Origin of the sequence: Defluviitoga tunisiensis (assembly GCF_000953715.1) — a bacterium.
Lineage (GTDB): Bacteria > Thermotogota > Thermotogae > Petrotogales > Petrotogaceae > Defluviitoga > Defluviitoga tunisiensis.
Window position 1 is genome coordinate 1,317,365 of sequence record NZ_LN824141.1, and the last position, 21,674, is coordinate 1,339,038.

A 21,674-nucleotide genomic window follows, 5' to 3' on the forward strand; every position below is an offset into this window, starting at 1 on the left:
CCCCTTCTACTTTGAGAAAAGTTTCAGATATTAAAAAATGATGTTTTTGATTTATATAGGGTCTAGGGCGAAGCCCCCCTTCTGTTTCTTTGGTAGAATTACCAAAAAGTCAAACTTTCTTTGAAACAGCAAAGTATGAAATATTTATAAATCTTTGTTTTAGAGTTTCTAAAGGCAGTAAAATTGAAATTAGTAGGAGGTTATTATATTGATTGAACCACATGGTGGAAAGTTAATAAACAGAATTGTCTCAGAACAAGAAAAGGATGAATGGTTGAAAAAGTCAAAAGAATTAAAGTCTATAACAGTTTCATATTATGATCTTTCAGAATTAGAAAATATTTCAACAGGACTATTTAGTCCTTTAGAAGGTTTTATGAATAAAAATGATTATGATTCAGTTTTAAATAATATGAGATTAGAAAGTGGAATTGTCTGGTCTATACCTATTGTTTTATCAGTAAAGAAACAAATTGCAGATAATTTAAAAGTTGGAGAAGATATAATAATAAAGTCTGAAGAAGATGGAAAAACCTATGCTGTTCTTCATCTAGAAGATAAATTTATCAGAAGAAAAGAAGAAGAAGCTAAAAAAGTATATAAAACCAATGAAGATAAACATCCTGGGGTAAAGTTTTTATATGAGCAAGGAGAAGTAGCATTAGGAGGCAAGATTACCTTACTTAGCAGAATAAATCACGAGAATTTTCAAGAGTATAGGTTTGATCCGGTAGAAACAAGAAGAATTTTTTCAGAAAACGGATGGAAGACGATTGTTGCTTTTCAAACAAGGAATCCAATTCATAGAGCTCACGAATATCTTCAAAAAACAGCCTTAGAAATAGTCGATGGATTATTTATCAATCCACTTGTGGGAAAGACTCAAGAAGAAGATATCCCTTCAGATGTTCGAATGCATTCATATGAAGTTATTTTAGATAAATATTATCCAAAAAATAGAGTATGTTTGGGAGTTTTTCCTGTCAATATGAGATATGCTGGCCCTAGAGAGGCAGTATTTCATGCTATATGTAGGAAAAATTATGGTTGTTCACACATTATAATTGGAAGGGATCATGCTGGCGTTGGCAATTATTACGGAACTTATGAAGCGCAAGAAATTTTTGATCAATTTAAGCCTGAAGAGATAGGAATTATTCCTTTAAAGTTTGAGCATGCATTTTATTGTAAAAGATGTGAAAACATGGCTACATCCAAAACATGTCCTCATGGGAATGAAGAACATGTTTTTTTGAGCGGTACAAAAGTCAGAGAGATGCTTTCACGCGGTGAAAAACCACCAAAAGAATTTACTAGGCCAGAAGTAGCAGAGATTCTTATGAAATTTTATCAAGAAAAAAATAATGTTGAAAAATAAGTTATGTGCGTTGTTTTTGATTTTACTATTAGCTATTAATATATTTTCATATGAAATATTCTTTTCTGGAGAAGAATTGGTAAGATTTCTTAAAGAGAAGATTCTTGAAAGTAATTCGTTGAGATTGGTGTCTTTTAGTCTTGATGACACCATCTCCAATGAATTATTAAAAGTGAAGAGTGAGATATTCCTGGAATATGAGGGGGGCTATTCTGGTGTACTGTTTTTACCAATTATTTATGATAAAAATATTGAAGGATACCTCCACGAAAAATTCATAGTGTTTGACGATAATTCGGTATTATTTGGGACAGGTAATTTTACAAAAAGTGGTCTTCTAACAGATTTTAATGTTTTTATATATACTGATGATCAAAAGATAGTCAACGTTTTTCTTCAAGAAATTTCGAACTTTAAGAAAGGTAAATATGCTAATGACAAGAGTAAAATAAAAGTTAACTTAAAAAAAACTGATTTAAATAATGTCAAAATAGTTACAGGGCCTTCTGATCAAATTACAAAGGAGATTCTTAATAATATAAAAAAAGCAAAAAAATCAATAAAGGTATTTTCTTATTCTTTTACAGATCCTTACTTTGTAGAAGCCTTGGAAAGGATGTCTTCAAAAGGTGTTGATGTCCAGATTTTATCGGATGATTGGAATAAACTGTATGATTCCCCTATTAAATATCTTTCCAATATTAATGTACGATATAACGATAAAATACATGCCAAAACAATAATAATTGATGAAAAAAAATCTATCATCGGCAGTTACAACTTAACGTATAGAGCCAGAGAAAAAAATGACGAGATTATTATGATTATAGATAATGAAAGCGTTGCCAATATATTGACTAAAAAATTTGATTTATTATTTCAATAATGATAAAATAATATGATTTTTAAAAAATATATACTTTATATATTTTTTGGTTAAAATTGGAGTATGAATCGAAAATTTGCCCAAAATGGGATTTTGAATTTAAAAGGAGGAAAGTACTTTAACTATATTTAAAGTACACATTATATGGAGATACGTGTCGCAATTGCGCAAATGAATTCAATAGTTGGAGATTATTATGGGAACATTAATAAAATTAAAAACAACATTAGGCAAGCATGTAATGATCATGCAGACATAATTGTATTTCCTGAGTTGTGCTTAAATGGATATCCTCCAGAAGATTTGTTATTAAAGACTCAATTTTTAAACGATTCTTTAAAAAGTATAAAAGATGTCAAAGACTTTACTGAAGATAAAGATATAGTAATAATTCTTGGAGCAGTAGAATGTGATGAATATTACAATATCTACAACAGTGCGCAAATTATTTTTAAAGGTAACCTTTTAGGGAAATATAAAAAAAGACTTTTATCCTCTTTTTCATTTTTTGATGAAAGAAGGTATTTTAATCCTTCAGATATTTTAACGCTGATAGAATTGAATGGAAGTAAGATAGGTATTACAATAGGTAATGAGATTTGTTTTCCAAATAGTAGCCTGTATTCGGCAGTTAATAACGAAACTGATTTAATTTTAAACTTGTCTGCTTCTGTATTTTACAAAAATAAGATCAATTCAATTCATAATATCCTAAAGGCAAGGGCACTTGAGCTATCTTCCTGGGTCGTGTATTGTAATATGGTTGGTGGTCAAGATGAATTAGTGTTTGACGGTGGAAGCATGGTTATAGACCCTTATGGGGTTATAGAGATGAATGCACCATTATTTGAAGAAGGAATTTACTTTATTGATATTGATGCTGAAGAAGCTAAACGAGCAAAATTAAAAAACAGTAAAAGTAGTTCTTTATGTCAAGTTAAGAATAATGTTGAGATAATTAATATTAATAAGATTGTTAGTAAAAAAAGAAAGATCAAATCTATCACTAGTAAAATTCCTGATGAAAATGAATTACTTTATTCTGCAATCAAGTTAGGACTAAGAGATTATTTGGTAAAAAATGGTTTTAGTAGCGTTGTTTTAGGTTTAAGTGGTGGAGTTGATTCTGCGTTGGTTGCATCAATAGCTGCAGATTCGATAGGAAACAAAAATGTTTTAGCTTTAATCATGCCTTCAGAATTTACCTCTAAAAAAAGTGTAGAAGATGCAGTGGAACTTTCACTAAATTTAGGGATAGAATATAAAATTATTTCAATTAGTGAATTATATAATACCTATTTAGATACATTAAAAGAAAGTTTTAAAGGAAAGACGTTTGATGAAACAGAAGAAAATTTACAAGCACGAATTAGAGGCAATATTATCATGGCTTTTTCAAATAAATTTGGGCATCTTGCTTTAGTTTGTGGGAATAAAAGTGAAGTTGCAACAGGTTATTCAACTCTTTACGGTGATACTGCTGGAGGTTTCGCACCTATTAAAGATCTATATAAAACTGAATTATACAAAGTTGCTAAAAAATATAATGAGATTCATAATAAAGAAATTATAACAAAATCAATCTTAGAAAAGCCTCCTTCTGCTGAACTTAGACCAAATCAGAAAGATGAAGATAAATTGCCTCCTTACGATATTTTAGACAAGATCTTGTTTAACTATATTGAAAGAGGAAAATCATATAATGAGCTTTTAGAAATGGGATTAAATGAAGAAATTGTCAAGAATGTAATAAATATGGTAGAAAAAAGTGAATGGAAACGTAGACAATTGCCAGCTGGAATTAAACTAAGTGAATTGAGTTTTGGAAAAGAACGGAAGATGCCAATTACAAAAAAGTACAGATTTTGGTAATTTTTTGTTATGTTATGTTGAATAAATTAAAGGTGGGAGAAACTAAATTATGAAAGAAAACAAAATTGAGGAAATATTAGAACAAAAGCTAAAGGAAACTGAAAAAGAGGAATTTGGGAGTTGGAAAAATCTTTTAATAATTATAATAGCAATGGGGCTTATATATGCTGTTGCATTACTTTTATGGAATATGTATAGTGGATACCTAGAGAATAGACATTACTATCCTTACATAAAACTAAAGGATACTGGATATGAAAAAATTTCTAAGTATCCATATAATGCAAAAGATACTAATATTATTATAAATAAAACAGATTATTCAAATATCTATTCAGTAAAAACGCCTTTTGGTGCCTTTTCTGTTCAGACTTTTGACAACAGATTTTTTTTCTTTGAAAATTCTGAAACAGCAGTTATTTCATATCCTTCATATGATTTTAGAGGTTTGGAATATTCTGTAATTAACAAAAATGGAGATTTCTTTAGATTTGTTATAGTTCCTAGTGAAGAAGTTATACCAGATATCTTTGATTTTGTTGAAAATTTATCTGAAATAAAGATTTTAGATTCATCAGAACTAATCAAGTACGAATTTCTTTCTGAAAATGACGAAGCATATATAGTTAAAACTAAATATGAAGAATTAGATTTACCCAAAAATTTGATAGAGAGTGTAGGAGAAAGTGAAAAATTTGTTTACTTAGTGTCAAAAAAGTATGGGTTGTTTAATAAAATATATTATATTGAAAAAGATACTTCCAAGCTTAGAGAACTAATAATAATTTCAGAAACAAGTTTTCCAATACGGACCATTGAATAAATTTCAAAAATTCAACCGGGAGGGAAAAAGATGAATTTTATTAATAAAATTACAGTAGTTCCAAAGTTACCAGAAGAAATAGTTGGTTTGAAAGAACTTTCAGAAAATATGTGGTGGACTTGGAACTATAAGGCTCAACAGTTGTTTAAAAAAATTGACGAAAATCTTTGGAATTCTGTCCAAAGAAACCCTGTGGTGTTTCTAAAAAAAGTTGAACAGAAAAAATTGAATTCCGCTGTAGCAAGCAATGATTTTATGAGTTTATATCAAGAAGTGATGAATAATTTCCATAATTATATGAATGAGGATCAAAAAACTTGGTTTAAAAAGACTCATAGCCACACTAATTATGGTGAAATAGCTTATTTTTGTATGGAATATGGAATGCACGAGTCATTTCCTATGTATTCCGGCGGATTAGGAATACTTGCTGGAGATCATATTAAAAGTGCAAGTGATTTAGGAATACCTTTAGTAGCAGTAGGACTTCTTTATAGAAAAGGATATTTTATTCAGAAAATCAATTCTGAAGGATGGCAAGAAAGTATATATTTAGATTATGATTTTTCTGATTTTCCTATACATCCAGCTGTAGATCAAAATGGTGAAGAGGTTTATGTTTCTATAACACTACCTGAAAGGACTGTATATATAAAAGTTTGGGAGATAAAAGTTGGAAGAGTTAAATTATATTTATTAGATACCGACTTATTACAAAACGATCCAGAAGATAGAAAAATAACCTCTACCCTATATGGTGGAGATTTAGAAATGAGAATTAAACAAGAGATGGTTATTGGTATAGCAGGTGTAAGAGCTTTAAGAAAGCTTGGCTATAAACCTTCTGTATGGCATATGAATGAAGGACATTCGGCTTTTCTGGGTTTAGAAAGAATAAGAGAATTCGTACAAGAATATAATTTATCATTTTCTGAAGCTGTTCAAGCTGTTAGAGCTGGAAATATATTCACAACACATACACCAGTTCCTGCAGGAAATGATTTATTTCCAATTTATCTGATAGATAAATATTTTGGAGATTATTGGCCACAATTAAAAGCTACTAGACAAGACTTTTTAGATCTTGGATTAGAAAAGCAAAAAAGTGGAGAAAGCCTTTTTTCTATGGCTATATTAGCTCTAAAACTCTCTGGAAGGGCGAACGGTGTTTCTAAATTACATGGAACAGTTTCAAAAAAGTTGTGGAATCACGTTTGGCCAGGAATAGAATGGGTAGAAGTGCCTATTACTTATGTAACCAACGGTGTTCATATTAATTCTTGGTTAAATCCACTATTACAAGAATCTTTTAAAAAATATTTAGGTGAAGACTGGATGCTAAAAATAGATGATCCAGATTTATGGACCAAAATAAACGATATTCCTAATGAAGAGTTATGGAAGATCCATATGTTACTCAAAAAAGAATTAATAAAGTTTGTTCGCGAAAGTATTAAAGCCCAAAGGATGAGACATGGAGAAACTGTAGAACAATTAGAAGAAGTAGAGAATATAGGGAATGAAGAAGCTTTAACAATAGGTTTTGCAAGGAGATTTGCTACATATAAGCGAGCAGATTTGATATTTAAAGATCCTGAAAGACTTAAAAAGATTTTAAACAATCCCGAAAGACCTGTAGAATTGATATTCGCTGGTAAAGCTCATCCAGCAGACAAACCAGGTCAAGAATTAATGAAAAAAATATATGAATATTCAAGAGATCCAGAATTTAAAAATAAAATAATTATTCTAGAAAATTATGACATGAATATGGCAAGATTTTTAGTTTCTGGTGTTGATATTTGGCTTAATAATCCTAGAAGGCCCCTGGAGGCATCAGGAACATCAGGGCAAAAGGCAGGAATGAATGGAGCAATCAATTTTTCTGTTTTAGATGGGTGGTGGAATGAGGGTTACAACGGGAAAAACGGTTGGACTATAGGTGATGATAGAGATTATGAAAACCACGAATTGCAAGACAAAATAGACAGTGTCTCTATTTATAACCAACTTGAAAAACAAATTGTTCCTTTATACTATGAAAGAGGCAATGGAAATATTCCACAAGAGTGGATAGAAAAAATGAAAGAGTCACTAAAGAGTGTAACCTCATTTTTCAACACATATAGAATGCTTAAGGAGTATACTCAAAAGTTGTATATGCCTGCAAGTGAACAACATAGAAATTTCTGTTCCAACGATTTTAAAGTAGTTAAAGATTTTACAAAATGGTTAAATTTATTGAAAGAGAATTGGAATTCAATAAAAATACATGTAATGTTTGATTACGAAAAGTCTCAGATCATAAATGCAGAAGAAGAAATCGAGATACAGGCAGAGATTTATATGCCCGGAATTGGCCCAGATTCAATTATTGCAGAAATTGTTGTGGCCTCACTACAAAATGGGAAAATTGAACAGCTTAAAACTTATGATATGAAGCTTGTTAAAGAAATTCAAAAAGATGCTTATTTATATACTGGTAAAATAAAGATTGAAGATAGAGGAGAGTATGGAATAAATGTGAGGGTAACCCCCAATCATCCTTACATGCCACACAAAAATTATCTAATGGGTTTAGTTAAATATCCTGAATAAAAATTAAAAAAAATTCTTTGTAAATATTTTCAGACCCCCTTGCTTCACAATATGTTGATGTGTTATCATACAATTATACTATATATTGTGAAGAGGGGGTTTTGTTTATGCGAGTTATAGATGATTGGTTAAATAAAGAAATATCCCAGAACGCTATGGCAATTCTTCAAGATAGATATTTTTTAAAGGACGCAGATGGTAATTATATTGAAAACACATGGGATGAAGTGGCAAAGAGGGTTGCAAGACATGTGGCCAGTGCAGAAATTAACTTTAGCCAAGATGTTAAAGAAATACAAAAAGCCGAGACCATTTTTTATAAACTGATACGATCAAGAATCTTTATTCCTAATAGTCCAACTTTATTCAATGCTGGGAAAACTATAGATAAACAATTCTTTAATAAAGCAATTGAAGATATGACTATTGATGATTATAAACAAATATTTAATTTACGTACTAAACACAACATGTTATCTGCTTGTTTTGTTGTTCCAATGGAAGACTCTCTAGCTTCTATATTTGATGCAGTTAAAAATGCTGCCCTAATAATGAAATATGGTGGAGGAGTGGGATATGATTTTTCTGTCTTGCGTCCTAAAGGTTCCTCTATAGCAGGTACAGGAGGCAAATCTTCCGGTCCAGTTAGCTTTATGCATGTTTTTAATGTAGCTGCTTCCACAATAGAACAAGGCGGTTCAAGAAGAGCCGCGCAAATGGCTGTACTTAGGTATGATCATCCAGATGTTTTCGAATTTATTAATTCCAAAAAGGATAACAAAGGGAACAATGTTCTAAATTACTTCAATATTTCTATTAACATAGATAATCCAAGCACATTTAAAAGACTTATAGAAAATGATGAAGAATTATTACTAAAACATCCGGACTCAAAAATTCAGAAAAAAGTTAAGGCTAGAGAACTTATTGATAAAATGGCTGAAAATGCATGGAAGACTGGAGACCCTGGAGTTCTTTTTCTGGGGAGACACAATGAGTACTACGCAATGAGCGAATATACTCCTGTAACTGCTACTAATCCATGTGGTGAAGAACCCTTACCACCTTTTGGAAGCTGTAATTTAGGATCTTTAGATATTTCAAAGTTGGTTGAAAAGATAGACCTTGGGAATCCAACATCCTCAACAGGTGAAGAATTTAAAGAAATAGTGTATTGGGCTGTTAGATTCCTAGATGATGTTGTTGAGGCTAATGTTTTTCCACTTAAAGAAATAGAAGAAATCACAAGAAGGCAACGATTTGTTGGATTGGGAATTATGGGTTTAGCAGATGCTCTTTATAAAAAAGAAATTCCGTATAATTCAGAAGATGGAAGAAAATTTATGGCAAAAGTTACAGCACAATTAGCTTATTATTCTCATTTGGCCAGTACTGGATTGGCTAAAGAGAGGGGGAACTTCCCTGATTTTGAAAAGTCAAAGTATCCAAATGGGTTTATTCCTTTTGCTATGTTAGATGACCAAATAGATAAAGATATAAAAATATGGAATGACAAAATAAGAGAACATTTTTATGGTGAAGCAAAACAGTATAAAAGAAATGTTCAAACTAACACAGTTGCTCCTACTGGTTCAATTTCTAATTTGGCCGATACTTCAAGTGGAATAGAACCTAATTTTTTACTTTCTTACATTAGATATATGACAAATAAAGAGGGAGAGAGAGTACCTCTCACATATATAAACCCTGTTTTGATAGAAAAGGTTGGAGCTCTTATAACAGATGAGATAAAAGAAGAAATAGTAAAAAAAGGAAGCATACAACATATAAAATCCATTCCCGATGATATTAAAAAAATTTTTGTGACAGCTGTAGATATTTCACCTGAAGATCATTTATTAGCTCAACATGTTATTCAAAGTTATTTAGATGCATCATGCTCAAAAACTATTAATATGCCAAATACTGCAACTATTGATGATGTAAAATCTATGTATTTAAAAGCTTTAGATTTAAATGTAAAAGGTCTTACAATCTACAGAGATGGAAGCCTTGAAACCCAGGTGCTAACGACGACGTCAGAAAATGATAAAAAAAATGTAAGACAAAATGTTACCTTTTTTGTATTGGATGAAAAACATAAACTGCGTGCAAGGCCAAGAAAAGAAACGCTTAGAAGTGTCACAAGAAAGTTTAGATACAACGGGAATACAGTTTATGTAACGGTATCTTTTGATGACTTAGGAGAGGCTATAGAAATATTTTTATCAGATGGAACTGAAACAGCAGAAGTTATTGGTAGGCTTTCTTCGATAGCTTTACGAGCTGGTGTTTCTACAGAAGAGATTATTGAACAATTAAAAAAAGTTAAAGGTCAATATTGTAAAGGACTTGCAGAAGAAATCACTAAGGCGTTAAATGACTTTAAAGAATTGTGGGGAAAATCTATAGGCGAATACGAATTAATTAGAACTGGTGTTCCAAAAACAAAGGAAGAAGTTGAAAAATTTGTTTTTGCCAATGATTTAAAATATGAAGATGGATATTATATAGATCTTGAGGGTAATAGATACTGTCCTAACTGTCTTTCAAAAAATTCATTAATTAATGAATCAGGATGTGTAAGCTGTACTACGTGTGGTTGGTCAAAATGTTCTTAATTTAGTTTTTAGTATGCTTAAGACAAATAACAAAATCTACGCTTTGATTTTAAAAGCGTAGGTTTTATTTTAACTATTTATCTATAACTCAAAAAATATATATATATTTAATTTTTACAAAAACAAAAAGAAAGCTAAAAACGTTAAAACATGGTATAATTAAAACATAGGTTGACTTAAGAGGAACTTATTTTTATTCATAAACTACTAAATTATTCGAGCGACTGTTTTTTTAATATTATGTTTTATAAAATCTGAGAAATAGAGTAATATTGAATTATAAGATTTGTTTTACTATAGTGAATTTAGAAATAATGATTTTCAAGGAAACGAATGTTTGAATTTATAATGTGTCCAGTGCCAAGCTCTCCCATCTTCTTTGGCACAAGTACCGATAAGTTTAAAGAAATTAAGAGTTAGTGAAGATTAGAAGTAGATAGACATTTTGTAGAAATAAGAAAATCCAAAACATAAATATAATGCAGATTTTAGAATTTTTAAAATGAGTAATAATAAATGTTAGGGAGGGATAATTATAAAATACCCAGAATTTCATAAATATTTAATTGATTATGTAAAAAAAACTGATTTAGTCCATGAACATCATGTTCATCCGATAATCTTTTTGTGGATTAACTTTACAGAAGAATCAAAAACTGCTTTTCTATCCGAGATAAATGGATATGATGAAGAACTTTCCAAAGAGATGAATGATTTTTTATCTACTTATGATATTGATAATCAAATTGTTCCAATACATTTTCCTTTAGAGTTTGAGTCTGATGAAGATATTGACAACTTTTTATTATTTATTGACAATATCAAAACAATAGTTGAAATCAAAGCGTACAGCATTTTAAGTGAAATAAGCTTGTTTGATGAAGAAAGTTCAGAAGTTGATGATGGATTCCCAGCCTTATTTAGTGAAGAAAAGAATGGGGAATGTTATTTGACGGTATTTGATTGGAATATACAAGAATTAGATGATTATTCTAATAAATATGATAAAAATGATGAAACAATAACGCCTTTACGATTATCTATTTTTAGTGATTAGGTAGTAAATTGATTATTATTGATTAATGACAAATAAAAAGGAGTACGATTTTTGAATGCCAGCAAGAAAATCCTATAAGTTAATATTAAATTCTTTATTTATAGTTCTTTCAATGATTTTAACTAGAGTATTATCAATAAGGATTCCTATAGGAAATGTCGAGGTTATTAGATTTGGTTTTGGTACTATTCCAGTTTATCTATCATCGTATTTATTTGGACCTTTAAGTGGAATGTTGGTAGGTTCTTTTGAAGATTTATTGGGATATTGGATAAATCCGGTAGGACCCTTTTTACCGCAATTTACCTTGACGAAAGCTTTGTATGGTTTGTTACCAGGTCTTGTATTTAAATATGGATTTAAGAAAAAGATTAATTACTGGAGTTTAGCTTTCTCCTGTGTAGCAGGAGAAATAGTTGGAATCACTTTAACTCCATTTTTTATACATCAGGCATTTGGAGTTCCATATGTTGTTCTTATGCCACCAAGAATAGGAGGCTTCGTAGCCTTATTTTTTCTAAATCCTTTAATCATACAATTGATACTAACCCGTGTTCCGCAATTAAACAGACTAATTAAGGAGAATTCAGATGGGTAAATACCGTGAAGTGATTTATAAACTAAAAGATAAAGAGGCAGAATCATTAATTATTGAAGATCTAAACATGATCGATTTTTCAAAGTTTTTTATTGAAGAAGATGCGGAACGATCTATAAACCTGTTGAAATTATATTTTAACCTTAAAGATGAGTACGAAAAAGAAGTCCTATCCAGATTAGCTAAATATAATTTGGAGTTAGTAGCTGACCAAATACTTGAGGAAAAAAATTGGCTCGATGAATGGATAAAATCAGTCAAGGTTTTTGAGTTTATTGACGGAGTTTGGATAAATCCTTATTTAGATAAAAAGGTTGAAAAACCAGGGCTTGTTCTTAACATCGTTCCAGGAAGTGCATTTGGAACTGGAACTCATACAACTACTAAGTTGGCTGCTAAATTGTTAAGTGAAATTGGCTGTGAAGGTAAGTATGTTTTAGATGTAGGTACAGGTAGCGGCATCTTAGCTGTTTATGCTAAAAAAATGGGAGCAAGATATGTAAAGGCAGTAGATAACGACATTTTTGCGGTTGAAAAAGCCCAAGAGGCTGCTAAATTAAATAAGGTAGACATTGACATTCAAAAATCAGATCTATTGAAAGATATAAATACAGATATAAAATATGATATATTAGTTTCGAATATTATAGCAGAAGTTTTAATAGAATTGATTGAAGATCCTAAGTTTCATATTATTTTAAATAACAAAGCCAATATTGTCTTTTCAGGTATAATAAAGGAAAAAGAAGATATAATGTTAACAGAGGCAAAAAAATATGGTTTAGAGCTTAAAAAAAGAATGGAGGATGTTGGTTGGGTTGCTCTTTGGTTTCAAAAAGTGATTTAGATATTATTTATAATCAGTTAAACAGAAAAGTAGATAATATTCTATCGATTACATTAAGATGTAAGTATAATTATCCCCAAGTAATACAATGTTATCCTCTTAAAGATAATAAACCTTTTCCTACACTGTATTGGGTTACGTGTCCCTATTTAGTTGAAGTTGTTTCTAAGCTCGAATCGGAAAGTTTGATAGCGACTCTTGAGAAAAAAGTATTTGAAAACTCTGAATTGAAAGAACAACTCTTTCAAGCTCATCTTGAAGAAATAAAAAAGCGGGTAATAATATTAGGAGATCAATTAGAACAATTACCTCGCAACATTAAGAAGAAAATTGAAGAAAGCGGAATTGGTGGAACTGCTGACTTTAATAAAATAAAATGTCTTCATATGCATTTGGCTTCTTTTTTATCAAAAGAACCAAATCCCATAGGGCAAATTGTAAGCAATATGATTTCTGAAAAGAATTGCTTAGATGAAAGATGTAAAAGTTTCATTAGTTAGTAAGAGGTGAAAAATGAATTGATAGATAGAATTGTTTTGAAAGATATACCTAAAAAACCCGGAGTTTATGTTTTTAAAAATATTGATGGTGAACCTATCTATATAGGAAAAGCTAAAAATCTTAAAAATAGAGTATCTTCATATTTTAATAAAAATAATTATATAGGATATGAAAAAGTTCCAATAATGCTAGAAGAGGCTGTAAATTTAGATTATATTGTAACTTCAAACGAAAATCAAGCCTTTATCTTAGAGGCAAATCTAATTTATATCCATAAACCAAAATATAACATTATGCTTAAAGACACAAGAGTTTATCCATACATACTAGTTACTGAAGAAAGATATCCTAGAATAAAGTATGTCAGAGTTAAAAAGGAAGAAAAAGGAAGATATTTCGGACCATATTCAGATGTTAAATTTGTAAAAGACGTGATAGAAGTACTTCAAAGTGTATATAAAGTAAGAAGTTGTAATAGAAATTTAGAAAGAAAAAGCAAACCATGTTTTCTATACCATTTAGGAAAATGCTATGGTCCTTGCTACACAGATGTTGATGAGGATATTTATAACAAATCCGTAAAGAAAGTTATAGATTTTCTTTCTGGAAATATAAGTGAAGTAGAAAATTATTTGAATAAAATGATGATAGAATATGCAGAATTAAAAAATTTTGAAAAAGCTGCTCAAATGAGAGATACTTTGTATAAACTTGAAAGCTTATTTGAAGAAGTAGCTGTAGAATACAAAAATGGGGTCAATATTGATATTATCATGTATGAACCTCCAGTGTATGTCGTACTTATAGTAAGAAAAGGATATTTAATATCAAAATTATCTTTTACTTTGGAAGGAAAGTTAAATGACTTTTTGCATCAATATTATATAGTAAGAAACAACGAATTGCCTACTACTATTTTGACTATGTATGAAGAAAAAGTTGATGAGGATATACTTAATTTTTTATCAGAAAAAGGATTAAAAAGGATTGAAAAAATTGGAAAAAATTCGAAGCTTTATGATATAGCCTACAAAAATCTTAATGAAGAAATCAAGAGACAAAAAGATCTAAGCAGCTCTTTAAAGTTAACGAAAGAAATACTATCTCTAAAAAAAATACCGAATGTAATTGAAGGAATCGATATTTCTCATTTACAGGGATTATATACAGTTGCGTCAGTTGTTTGCTTTGAAAATGGAAAACCTAAAAAGGAGAATTATAGAAAGTATAGGCTTGATAACATAAAAATTCCGGATGACTACGAAAGTATAAAAGCAGTTATTAAAAGAAGATATAGTAACTACTCGCTTCCTGATCTATTGTTTATCGACGGAGGCAAGGGTCAAGTAAATTCTGCAGTAGAAGCGCTGGAAGAAATAGGTTTTTCTTTAAAAGATGTTGATGTAGTCGGGATAGCTAAGGAGGACGAAAGAATAGTATTTCCAGGAGAAATTCCTGACCTACACTTACCCTTAGATCACCCAGTTTTGCGATTGTTAATTTACGTGAGAGACGAGACACACAGGTTTGCTATAGGATTTAATAGAAGGCTTAGAACAAAAAGATATGAAAGAACAAAATTAGACCAAATTCCTGGGGTTGGACCAAAAAGGAAAAAACAATTAATTCAACATTTTGGTGGTATTAACAAGATACGAGAAGCACCTATTGAAGAAATTGCCAAAGTAGTGAAAAGTCAAATAATAGCCGAACGAATAAAAGAGTATCTAGGAGAGGAATAAATTGAAAGAGCTTACACAATATGCATTAAGCTATTTAGAAAAATATAATAGTTTGTTAGCTGATGAGTTTCAACACTATTTTTTTGCTAGTGTATTTGATAAAAGTAATACTTTTCCTGTTTACACAATTTTAGTAGACAAAGAAGGAAGAAACATAGAAATTCTAGGACCAGATCATCCAAGTAAAGTTATGAGTGTTTTGTATCCAACTTTATTTCCTAATGCAATTTTTTTAGAAACAAAATACAAAGAAATAGCTCAAAAATATAAAAAAATAGTCTATCCTGAGACCTCATTTGGGATTGTTCAGTCTCCTTTAAAGTTGGTTGCCTACAGGGCATATGGTGATGAAAGATTCATTAAAAAACTAATTTTTACAGAGAAGCTAAAAGGACAAAATTATCTCTCTCTTAGTATGAGTATAAATGATAAGACTCTTCAATTTATAATTGATCATTTCAAAAAATGGGTAGATGGAGTTTTTTATTTTCCATATTTAAGTGACATCCATATTGTGTATAAACTACCTGAAAATATTGAAAGTAATAAAGTATCGATTTATATAGAACTTGGTAGGATGCTGAAAGAAAAAGTATTGAAAAAGTATACTTTTTTAGAGAATTCTTACAAACTTCCTGAAATGAAGATAAAAGAACCAGTAATTGCAGTTTTTAAGATTCCAGCAGATAAGATAACCGAGGTTGATTTTCAAGAGTTGTATGAGACAATGATTGAAAAAATATCTAAGATTGTGCTTGAAATAGATAAAATTGAGATTGATTAGAGTAGTTTTATTAATGAGAATTTTGTGGCCAAGATAGTAATTCCTTAATTTATATCAGTGAACAATACTATAATTGTATTTGATTGACAACTTGTTTGGTTGATTTTATTATTTTTGTTAAGATACAGGTATAGGTAATTCATAAATAAAGAACATCTCATCAAATGAATAAAATTATCATTTTTCAAAGGTGACTTAAAAGGAGACATTAGATATGAAGGTTGATGTAAGTTACTATTATGAACCAAATAAAAAAGAGCCACTATATAAAAAGGTAGAAAAAAAAGATAAACCTCCTTATCCCATTTTAGAGATGATTTTTGGAACATTGAATATAGTGATTGCTGTTATTTCTATGTTGATAATCGCTATAATAAATTATTTAAAGCCTATAGTTAATAGTTTGCTTGGGCAGAATTTTCCTTTTAACACAAGGCAATTACTTATCTTATCAATATTACTTTTAATTTTTGGGGTGTTATTGGAGCTTTTTTCGTTAGAACGAGCAAGAAGTAAGAATCATAAAATTATAGCTCTCATAATATTCTTTTATTCATTTTTTATGGTTTTTATGATTACCTACATAATAGTAAGATATTCTCTTGCGTGGATGGGTATTCAACTATTTGGTAATACTGAGCTTGGAGCTAATAAATGGTTTTATTTGCCTTCAATAGGATTTTTGTTTTATTCATTTTTCATCGTCTATTATTCATTTGTATTGCTTAGAAGATAAGATAAAATATAGAGTTAATTTAAGCTTAGTTTTATTAATCAACAGAGGAAAGAGATGAATTAACAGTAAATTATATATAACTTCACAAAAAAGCAATTGACAAGACAGATAGAAATATGATAAGATATAGAACGTTGAGGGAAACATAGGATGAAAGAGAAATGGAAAAGAAATAAAAAAGGACGAACAAACAAATGTGGTAAGGCCGCATATTAGATTTTTGCGGAAAAAAGTAGAGATCATTGAAAAGTAGATAGAGGGAAAAGAAGAGTTAGGATGAAGGGTTTGATCCTGGCTCAGGGTTAACGCTGGCGGCGTGCCTAACACATGCAAGTCGAACGGTTCTAAGCGCGAGCTTAGGATAGTGGCGAACGGGTGAGTAAAAGGTAGGAATCTACCCCTTGGACGGAGATAGCTACTGGAAACGGTAGGTAAACTTCGATAAGCCCGAGAGGGGAAAGTGGTGAGACAGCCGAGGGATGAGCCTACTCTCCATCAGGTAGTTGGTGAGATAAAAGCTTACCAAGCCGATGACGGATAACCGGTGTGAGAGCATGAACGGTCACAAGGGCACTGAGAGACGGGCCCTACTCCTACGGGAGGCAGCAGTGGGGAATCTTGGACAATGGGCGAAAGCCTGATCCAGCGACGCCGCGTGGAGGAAGAAGTCCTTCGGGATGTAAACTTCTGAACTAGCCGAATAAAAGGCCTGTGGACACACAGGAGAAGAAAGTAGGCTAGGAAAAGTCCCGGCTAACTACGTGCCAGCAGCCGCGGTAAGACGTAGGGGGCAAGCGTTACCCGGAATTACTGGGCGTAAAGGGGGCGTAGGCGGTAAAAGAAGTCATCTGTGAAAACCTATTGCTCAACGATAGGCTAGCGGATGAAACTGAATTACTTGAGGGCACCAGAGGTAGACGGAATTACCCGAGTAGGGGTGAAATCCGCAGATACGGGTAGGAACGCCGGTGGAGAAGTCGGTCTACTGGGGTGCACCAGACGCTGAGGCCCGAAAGCTAGGGGAGCAAACCGGATTAGATACCCGGGTAGTCCTAGCCGTAAACGATGCTCACTAGGTGTAGGGAGTGATAAACTCTCTGTGCTGAAGCGAACGCGCTAAGTGAGCCGCCTGGGGAGTACGTCCGCAAGGATGAAACTCAAAGGAATTGACGGGGGTCCGCACAAGCGGTGGAGCATGTGGTTTAATTCGATGGTAACCGAAGAACCTTACCAGGGATTGACATGTAACTGAAGGTAGAGAAATCTACTGGCCTGCTGCAAAGCGGGAGGTTACACAGGTGGTGCACGGCCGTCGTCAGCTCGTGCCGTGAGGTGTTGGGTTAAGTCCCGCAACGAGCGCAACCCCTACGATTAGTTACTAACGCGGAAAGGCGAGGACTCTAATCGGACTGCCGCCGACGAGGCGGAGGAAGGAGGGGATGACGTCAGGTAAGCGTGCCCCTTATACTCTGGGCGACACACGTGCTACAATGGAGGGGACAAAGGGAAGCGAAGCCGAGAGGTGGAGCGGATCCTAAAAAAACTCTCCGAAATACGGATTGTAGGCTGCAACCCGCCTACATGAAGTCGGAATCGCTAGTAATCGCAGGTCAGCCAAACTGCGGTGAATACGTTCCCGGGCCTTGTACACACCGCCCGTCACGCCACCCGAGTTGGGAACACCTGAAGGCAGTACGGGAGGTACTGTTGAAGGTGGGCTTGGCGAGGGGGGCGAAGTCGTAACAAGGTAGGTGTACCGGAAGGTGCGCCTGGATCACCTCCTTTCTAAGGAGATATATACACAAATAAAAATAATTTTTGTTTAACTCCCTCTATCTACTTTTGAGTGATTTATCTTTGTTCATTAAAACGCAGAATAAAAACGATTGTTCATTGACAAGTGCATAGGTTAGTCCAAAGTAATAAGGGCATACGGTGGATGCCTAGCCAGCTAGAGGCGAAGAAGGACGTGGCCAGCTGCGAAAAGCTGCGGGGAGCTGCAAGCGAGCAAAGATCCGCAGATATCCGAATGGGGAAACCTGCCGAAAGGCATCCTGAAAAGGAAGCGAAACTGGGGAAGGGAAACATCTTAGTACCCAGGCGAAAAGAAATCAAACGAGATTCCCTAAGTAGTGGCGAGCGAAAGGGGAAGAGCCCAAACACATACGATGGAAAAGCGGACAGGCGTTGTCGTATGTGGGTAGAGGGATCCAGCTACCCGACTGTCCGATAGGGGGCTGAGGAAATAAGGTAAGTGGAAAGGATTGGGAAATCCTACCGAAGAGGGTGAAAGTCCCGTACACGTAAACTTATGACACAGCTGCTGGAATCCCAAGTAGCGTGGGACACGAGAAATCCCGCGTGAATCCGGGTGGACCTCCATCCAAGGCTAAATACTCTAGCAGAGCGATAGAGGATAAGTACCGTGAGGGAAAGGTGAAAAGCACCCCGGGAGGGGAGTGAAAGAGAACCTGAAACCGTATGCCTACAGGAAGCGGGAGCGGAAGTGACCGCGTTCCTTTTGATTAATGAGCCTGCGAGTTATGTTTAATGGCGAGGTTAAGCCGGAGAAGGTGAAGCCGCAGGGAAACCGAGTATGAATAGTGCGAAAGTCATTAGACATAGACCCGAAGCCAGGTGAGCTACCCATGCGCAGGGTGAAGCTTGGGTAAAACCAAGTGGAGGCCCGAACTGGTGGATAGTGAAAAATTCTCAGATGACGTGTGGGTAGGAGTGAAAAGCTAAACGAACCTGGAGATAGCTGGTTCTCCCCGAAACGTGTGTAGGCACGGCCTCTGTAGAAGAAAGTTAAGGAGGTAGAGCACTGGATGGCGTAGGGGGGTGACCTCTGAAACCAACCAAACTCCGAATGCCTTAACTGGATGACAGGGAGAAAGACTGTGGGGTATAAGCTTCATGGTCGAGAGGGAAAAAGCCCAGACCGACAGCTAAGGTTCCGAAGAAGTGGCTAAGTGGGAAAGGAAGTGGACCTCTTGAGACAGTCGGGAGGTTGGCTTAGAAGCAGCCAACCTTTAAAGAGTGCGTAACAGCTCACCGATAGAAGGGGACTGCGCCGAAAATGAAACGGAGCTAAAGCCACACACCGAAGCTACGGTATAACCGAAAGGTTATAGGTAGGGGAGCGTTGTGCGATAGGGAGAAGGGTGATTGAGAAGTCATCTGGACGAAGCACAAGAGAGAATGCAGGCATGAGTAACGAGATGGGAGTGAGAATCTCCCACCCCTAAAGTCTAAGGGTACCTGGGGAAGGGTCGTCCGCCCAGGGTAAGCCGGGACCTAAGGTGAACTCGAAAGAGGTAACCGATGGACAACGGGTAAAGAATCCCGTGCCTGTATATAACGAGTTACAAGGGGTGACACAGGAGGTGAAGCTGCCGAGATTAAGTTGCAAGTCTTCCAAGCGACGATGCCTGAGAAGCCGGTAGGGAAAACCGCCGGTGGAGGAGGAGTCGTGATGGGGAGGCCGTAAGGCCAACGGTGGCTAATCAAACTGTCGAGAAAAGCCTCGTGTAGCGTATGAGTTATATACAGCCCGTTCTGCAAACCGACACAGGTAGACTGGCTTAGAAGGCTAAGGGGAGCGGAATAACCTTCGTTAAGGAACTAGGCAAAAAGGCCCCGTAACTTCGGGAGAAGGGGTGGACTGTGCTGGTGGAAACGCTGGTACAGAGCCGCAGTGACAAGTCCCTAGCGACTGTTTACCAAAAACACAGGTCTCTGCGAACACGGAAGTGGACGTATAGGGACTGACGCCTGCCCAGTGCCGGAAGGTTAAGGGGAGGGGTGAAAGCTCCGAACTGAAGCCCCGGTAAACGGCGGCCGTAACTATAACGGTCCTAAGGTAGCGAAATTCCTTGTCGGGTAAGTTCCGACCTGCATGAATGGCGTAACGACTGGGGAGCTGTCTTAACGAAGGATCCGGTGAAATTACAGTCTCGGTGAAGATGCCGAGGACCCGCAGCTAGACGGAAAGACCCCGTGGAGTTTTACTGTAACCTGACATTGTAATCTATCGCTGTATGTACAGGATAGGCGGGAGGCTGAGAACCCTGGTCGCCAGGCTAGGGGGAGCCGGCAGTGGGATACCGCCCTTACAGTGGTGGGTTACTAACGGAGTAAAGTGAAGAGCTTGATCCGGACAGTGTTAGGCGGGCAGTTTAACTGGGGCGGTTGCCTCCTAAAAGGTAACGGAGGTGCTCGAAGGTAGGCTCAAGTGGGTTGGTAATCCACTGAAGAGTGCAAAGGCAAAAGCCTGCCTGACTGAGAGACTGACAGGTCGAACAGGAGGGAAACCTGGACTTAGTGACCCGGCGGTTCTGAGAGGAAGGGCCGTCGATCAACGGATAAAAGTTACCCCGGGGATAACAGGCTAATCACGCCCGAGAGTTCACATCGACGGCGTGGATTGGCACCTCGATGTCGGCTCATCGCAACCTGGGGCTGAAGTCGGTCCCAAGGGTTGGGCTGTTCGCCCATTAAAGCGGTACGTGAGCTGGGTTCAGAACGTCGTAAGACAGTTCGGTCCCTATCTGCTGCGGGCGCAGGAAGCTTGAAGGGGGTTGCTCCTAGTACGAGAGGACCGGAGTGAGTATGTCACTGGTGAATCAGCTGTCATGCAAGTGGCAAAAGCTGAGTAGCCAACACATATAACCGATAACCGCTGAAAGCATCTAAGCGGGAAACGGGCCCTAAGAAGAGGCTTCCCACTCTTGAAAAAGAGGTAAGGGCAGTTCGAGAAGAGGACATAGATAGGCCGCAAGTGTAAGTGTCGAGAGGCATTGAGCTGAGCGGTACTAATAGCCCGAGGCTTTGGACGGAACCTATGCACTTATGAGTGAACAAAAATGAAAAGAATAATGGGGGGTGAAGATAACGGTACGGGACACACCCAGCTCCATTCCGAACCTGACGGTTAAGCCGTATCGTGCCGATGGTAGTACGGTAAAACGTGCGAGAGTAGGTATTGCCCCCCTTTCAATTTTAGATATGCGATGTTGAACGTAACTTTTTTCATACCATATTTCCCCATATGTCCCACCCCTTTAAATAGAAATACCGCGTTTTCATAACGCGGTATTTTTTTTTGCTATTTCGTTCGTTTTTATTTTTGTGTGTTATAATAATTAATATAAATTTTGTAAGTACCAAATTATAGAATAAAGGTATTCTAGAAATATTATTTTTGAATTTATAATGGGTCAAGGGCGGAG

The 21,674-nt window shown here is 34.9% G+C and carries 13 protein-coding genes and 3 rRNA genes; all 16 read left to right on the forward strand.

Features of this window, described 5'->3' with window-relative positions; all coding sequences use genetic code 11:
- Window positions 1–208: 208 nt before the first annotated feature.
- The 16 genes from sat (at window position 209) to rrf (ending at window position 21,436) form a co-directional block, all read left to right on the forward strand.
- Window positions 209–1,378, forward strand: coding sequence for a sulfate adenylyltransferase (gene sat / locus DTL3_RS06050; RefSeq protein WP_084217212.1), 1,170 nt, complete (start codon window positions 209–211; stop codon window positions 1,376–1,378).
- On the forward strand, window positions 1,368–2,264 hold the full coding sequence (locus DTL3_RS06055; RefSeq protein WP_231853944.1) for a phospholipase D-like domain-containing protein: 897 nt from the start codon (window positions 1,368–1,370) through the stop codon (window positions 2,262–2,264). Before sat ends, DTL3_RS06055 begins: the two co-directional genes overlap by 11 nt.
- A gap of 144 nt (window positions 2,265–2,408) precedes the next feature.
- A complete protein-coding gene (locus DTL3_RS06060) occupies window positions 2,409–4,136 on the forward strand; it encodes an NAD+ synthase (RefSeq protein ID WP_045087950.1) in 1,728 nt (575 codons plus the stop codon).
- A gap of 49 nt (window positions 4,137–4,185) precedes the next feature.
- Window positions 4,186–4,959: a hypothetical protein gene (locus DTL3_RS06065; protein WP_045087951.1), complete on the forward strand. Its 774-nt coding sequence runs from the start codon at window positions 4,186–4,188 to the stop codon at window positions 4,957–4,959.
- 30 nt (window positions 4,960–4,989) lie between these two features.
- Complete coding sequence (glgP, locus tag DTL3_RS06070; RefSeq protein WP_045087952.1) at window positions 4,990–7,557, forward strand: alpha-glucan family phosphorylase; 2,568 nt, start codon at window positions 4,990–4,992, stop codon at window positions 7,555–7,557.
- A 107-nt stretch (window positions 7,558–7,664) separates the two neighbouring features.
- Window positions 7,665–10,178 carry an adenosylcobalamin-dependent ribonucleoside-diphosphate reductase gene (locus DTL3_RS06075; RefSeq protein WP_045087953.1) on the forward strand — a complete coding sequence of 838 codons (2,514 nt, stop codon included), beginning with the start codon at window positions 7,665–7,667 and terminating at the stop codon, window positions 10,176–10,178.
- 625 nt (window positions 10,179–10,803) lie between these two features.
- The gene (locus DTL3_RS06080; protein WP_045087954.1) at window positions 10,804–11,235 is read left to right on the forward strand and encodes a hypothetical protein; all 432 of its coding nucleotides are present in this window, start codon (window positions 10,804–10,806) and stop codon (window positions 11,233–11,235) included.
- A 55-nt stretch (window positions 11,236–11,290) separates the two neighbouring features.
- Window positions 11,291–11,833 carry a folate family ECF transporter S component gene (locus DTL3_RS06085; RefSeq protein ID WP_045087955.1) on the forward strand — a complete coding sequence of 181 codons (543 nt, stop codon included), beginning with the start codon at window positions 11,291–11,293 and terminating at the stop codon, window positions 11,831–11,833.
- The gene (locus DTL3_RS06090; protein ID WP_052670405.1) at window positions 11,826–12,680 is read left to right on the forward strand and encodes a 50S ribosomal protein L11 methyltransferase; all 855 of its coding nucleotides are present in this window, start codon (window positions 11,826–11,828) and stop codon (window positions 12,678–12,680) included. The genes DTL3_RS06085 and DTL3_RS06090 overlap by 8 nt, the downstream gene beginning before the upstream one ends.
- Entirely contained in the window at window positions 12,647–13,180 is a 534-nt protein-coding gene (locus tag DTL3_RS06095) for a DUF501 domain-containing protein (protein ID WP_052670406.1), read from the forward strand. The genes DTL3_RS06090 and DTL3_RS06095 overlap by 34 nt, the downstream gene beginning before the upstream one ends.
- A gap of 18 nt (window positions 13,181–13,198) precedes the next feature.
- On the forward strand, window positions 13,199–14,923 hold the full coding sequence (gene uvrC, locus DTL3_RS06100) for an excinuclease ABC subunit UvrC (RefSeq protein WP_052670407.1): 1,725 nt from the start codon (window positions 13,199–13,201) through the stop codon (window positions 14,921–14,923).
- Window position 14,924: 1 nt separating this feature from the next.
- The gene (locus DTL3_RS06105; RefSeq protein WP_045087957.1) at window positions 14,925–15,707 is read left to right on the forward strand and encodes a DUF4895 domain-containing protein; all 783 of its coding nucleotides are present in this window, start codon (window positions 14,925–14,927) and stop codon (window positions 15,705–15,707) included.
- 214 nt (window positions 15,708–15,921) lie between these two features.
- Window positions 15,922–16,443, forward strand: coding sequence for a hypothetical protein (locus DTL3_RS06110; RefSeq protein WP_045087958.1), 522 nt, complete (start codon window positions 15,922–15,924; stop codon window positions 16,441–16,443).
- A gap of 273 nt (window positions 16,444–16,716) precedes the next feature.
- A 16S ribosomal RNA gene (locus tag DTL3_RS06115) occupies window positions 16,717–18,228 on the forward strand.
- Between the two features lie 127 nt (window positions 18,229–18,355).
- Window positions 18,356–21,281 (forward strand): 23S ribosomal RNA (locus DTL3_RS06120).
- A 42-nt stretch (window positions 21,282–21,323) separates the two neighbouring features.
- A 5S ribosomal RNA gene (gene rrf / locus DTL3_RS06125) occupies window positions 21,324–21,436 on the forward strand.
- The 16S, 23S and 5S rRNA genes sit together here, the layout of an rRNA operon.
- Window positions 21,437–21,674: the final 238 nt, after the last annotated feature.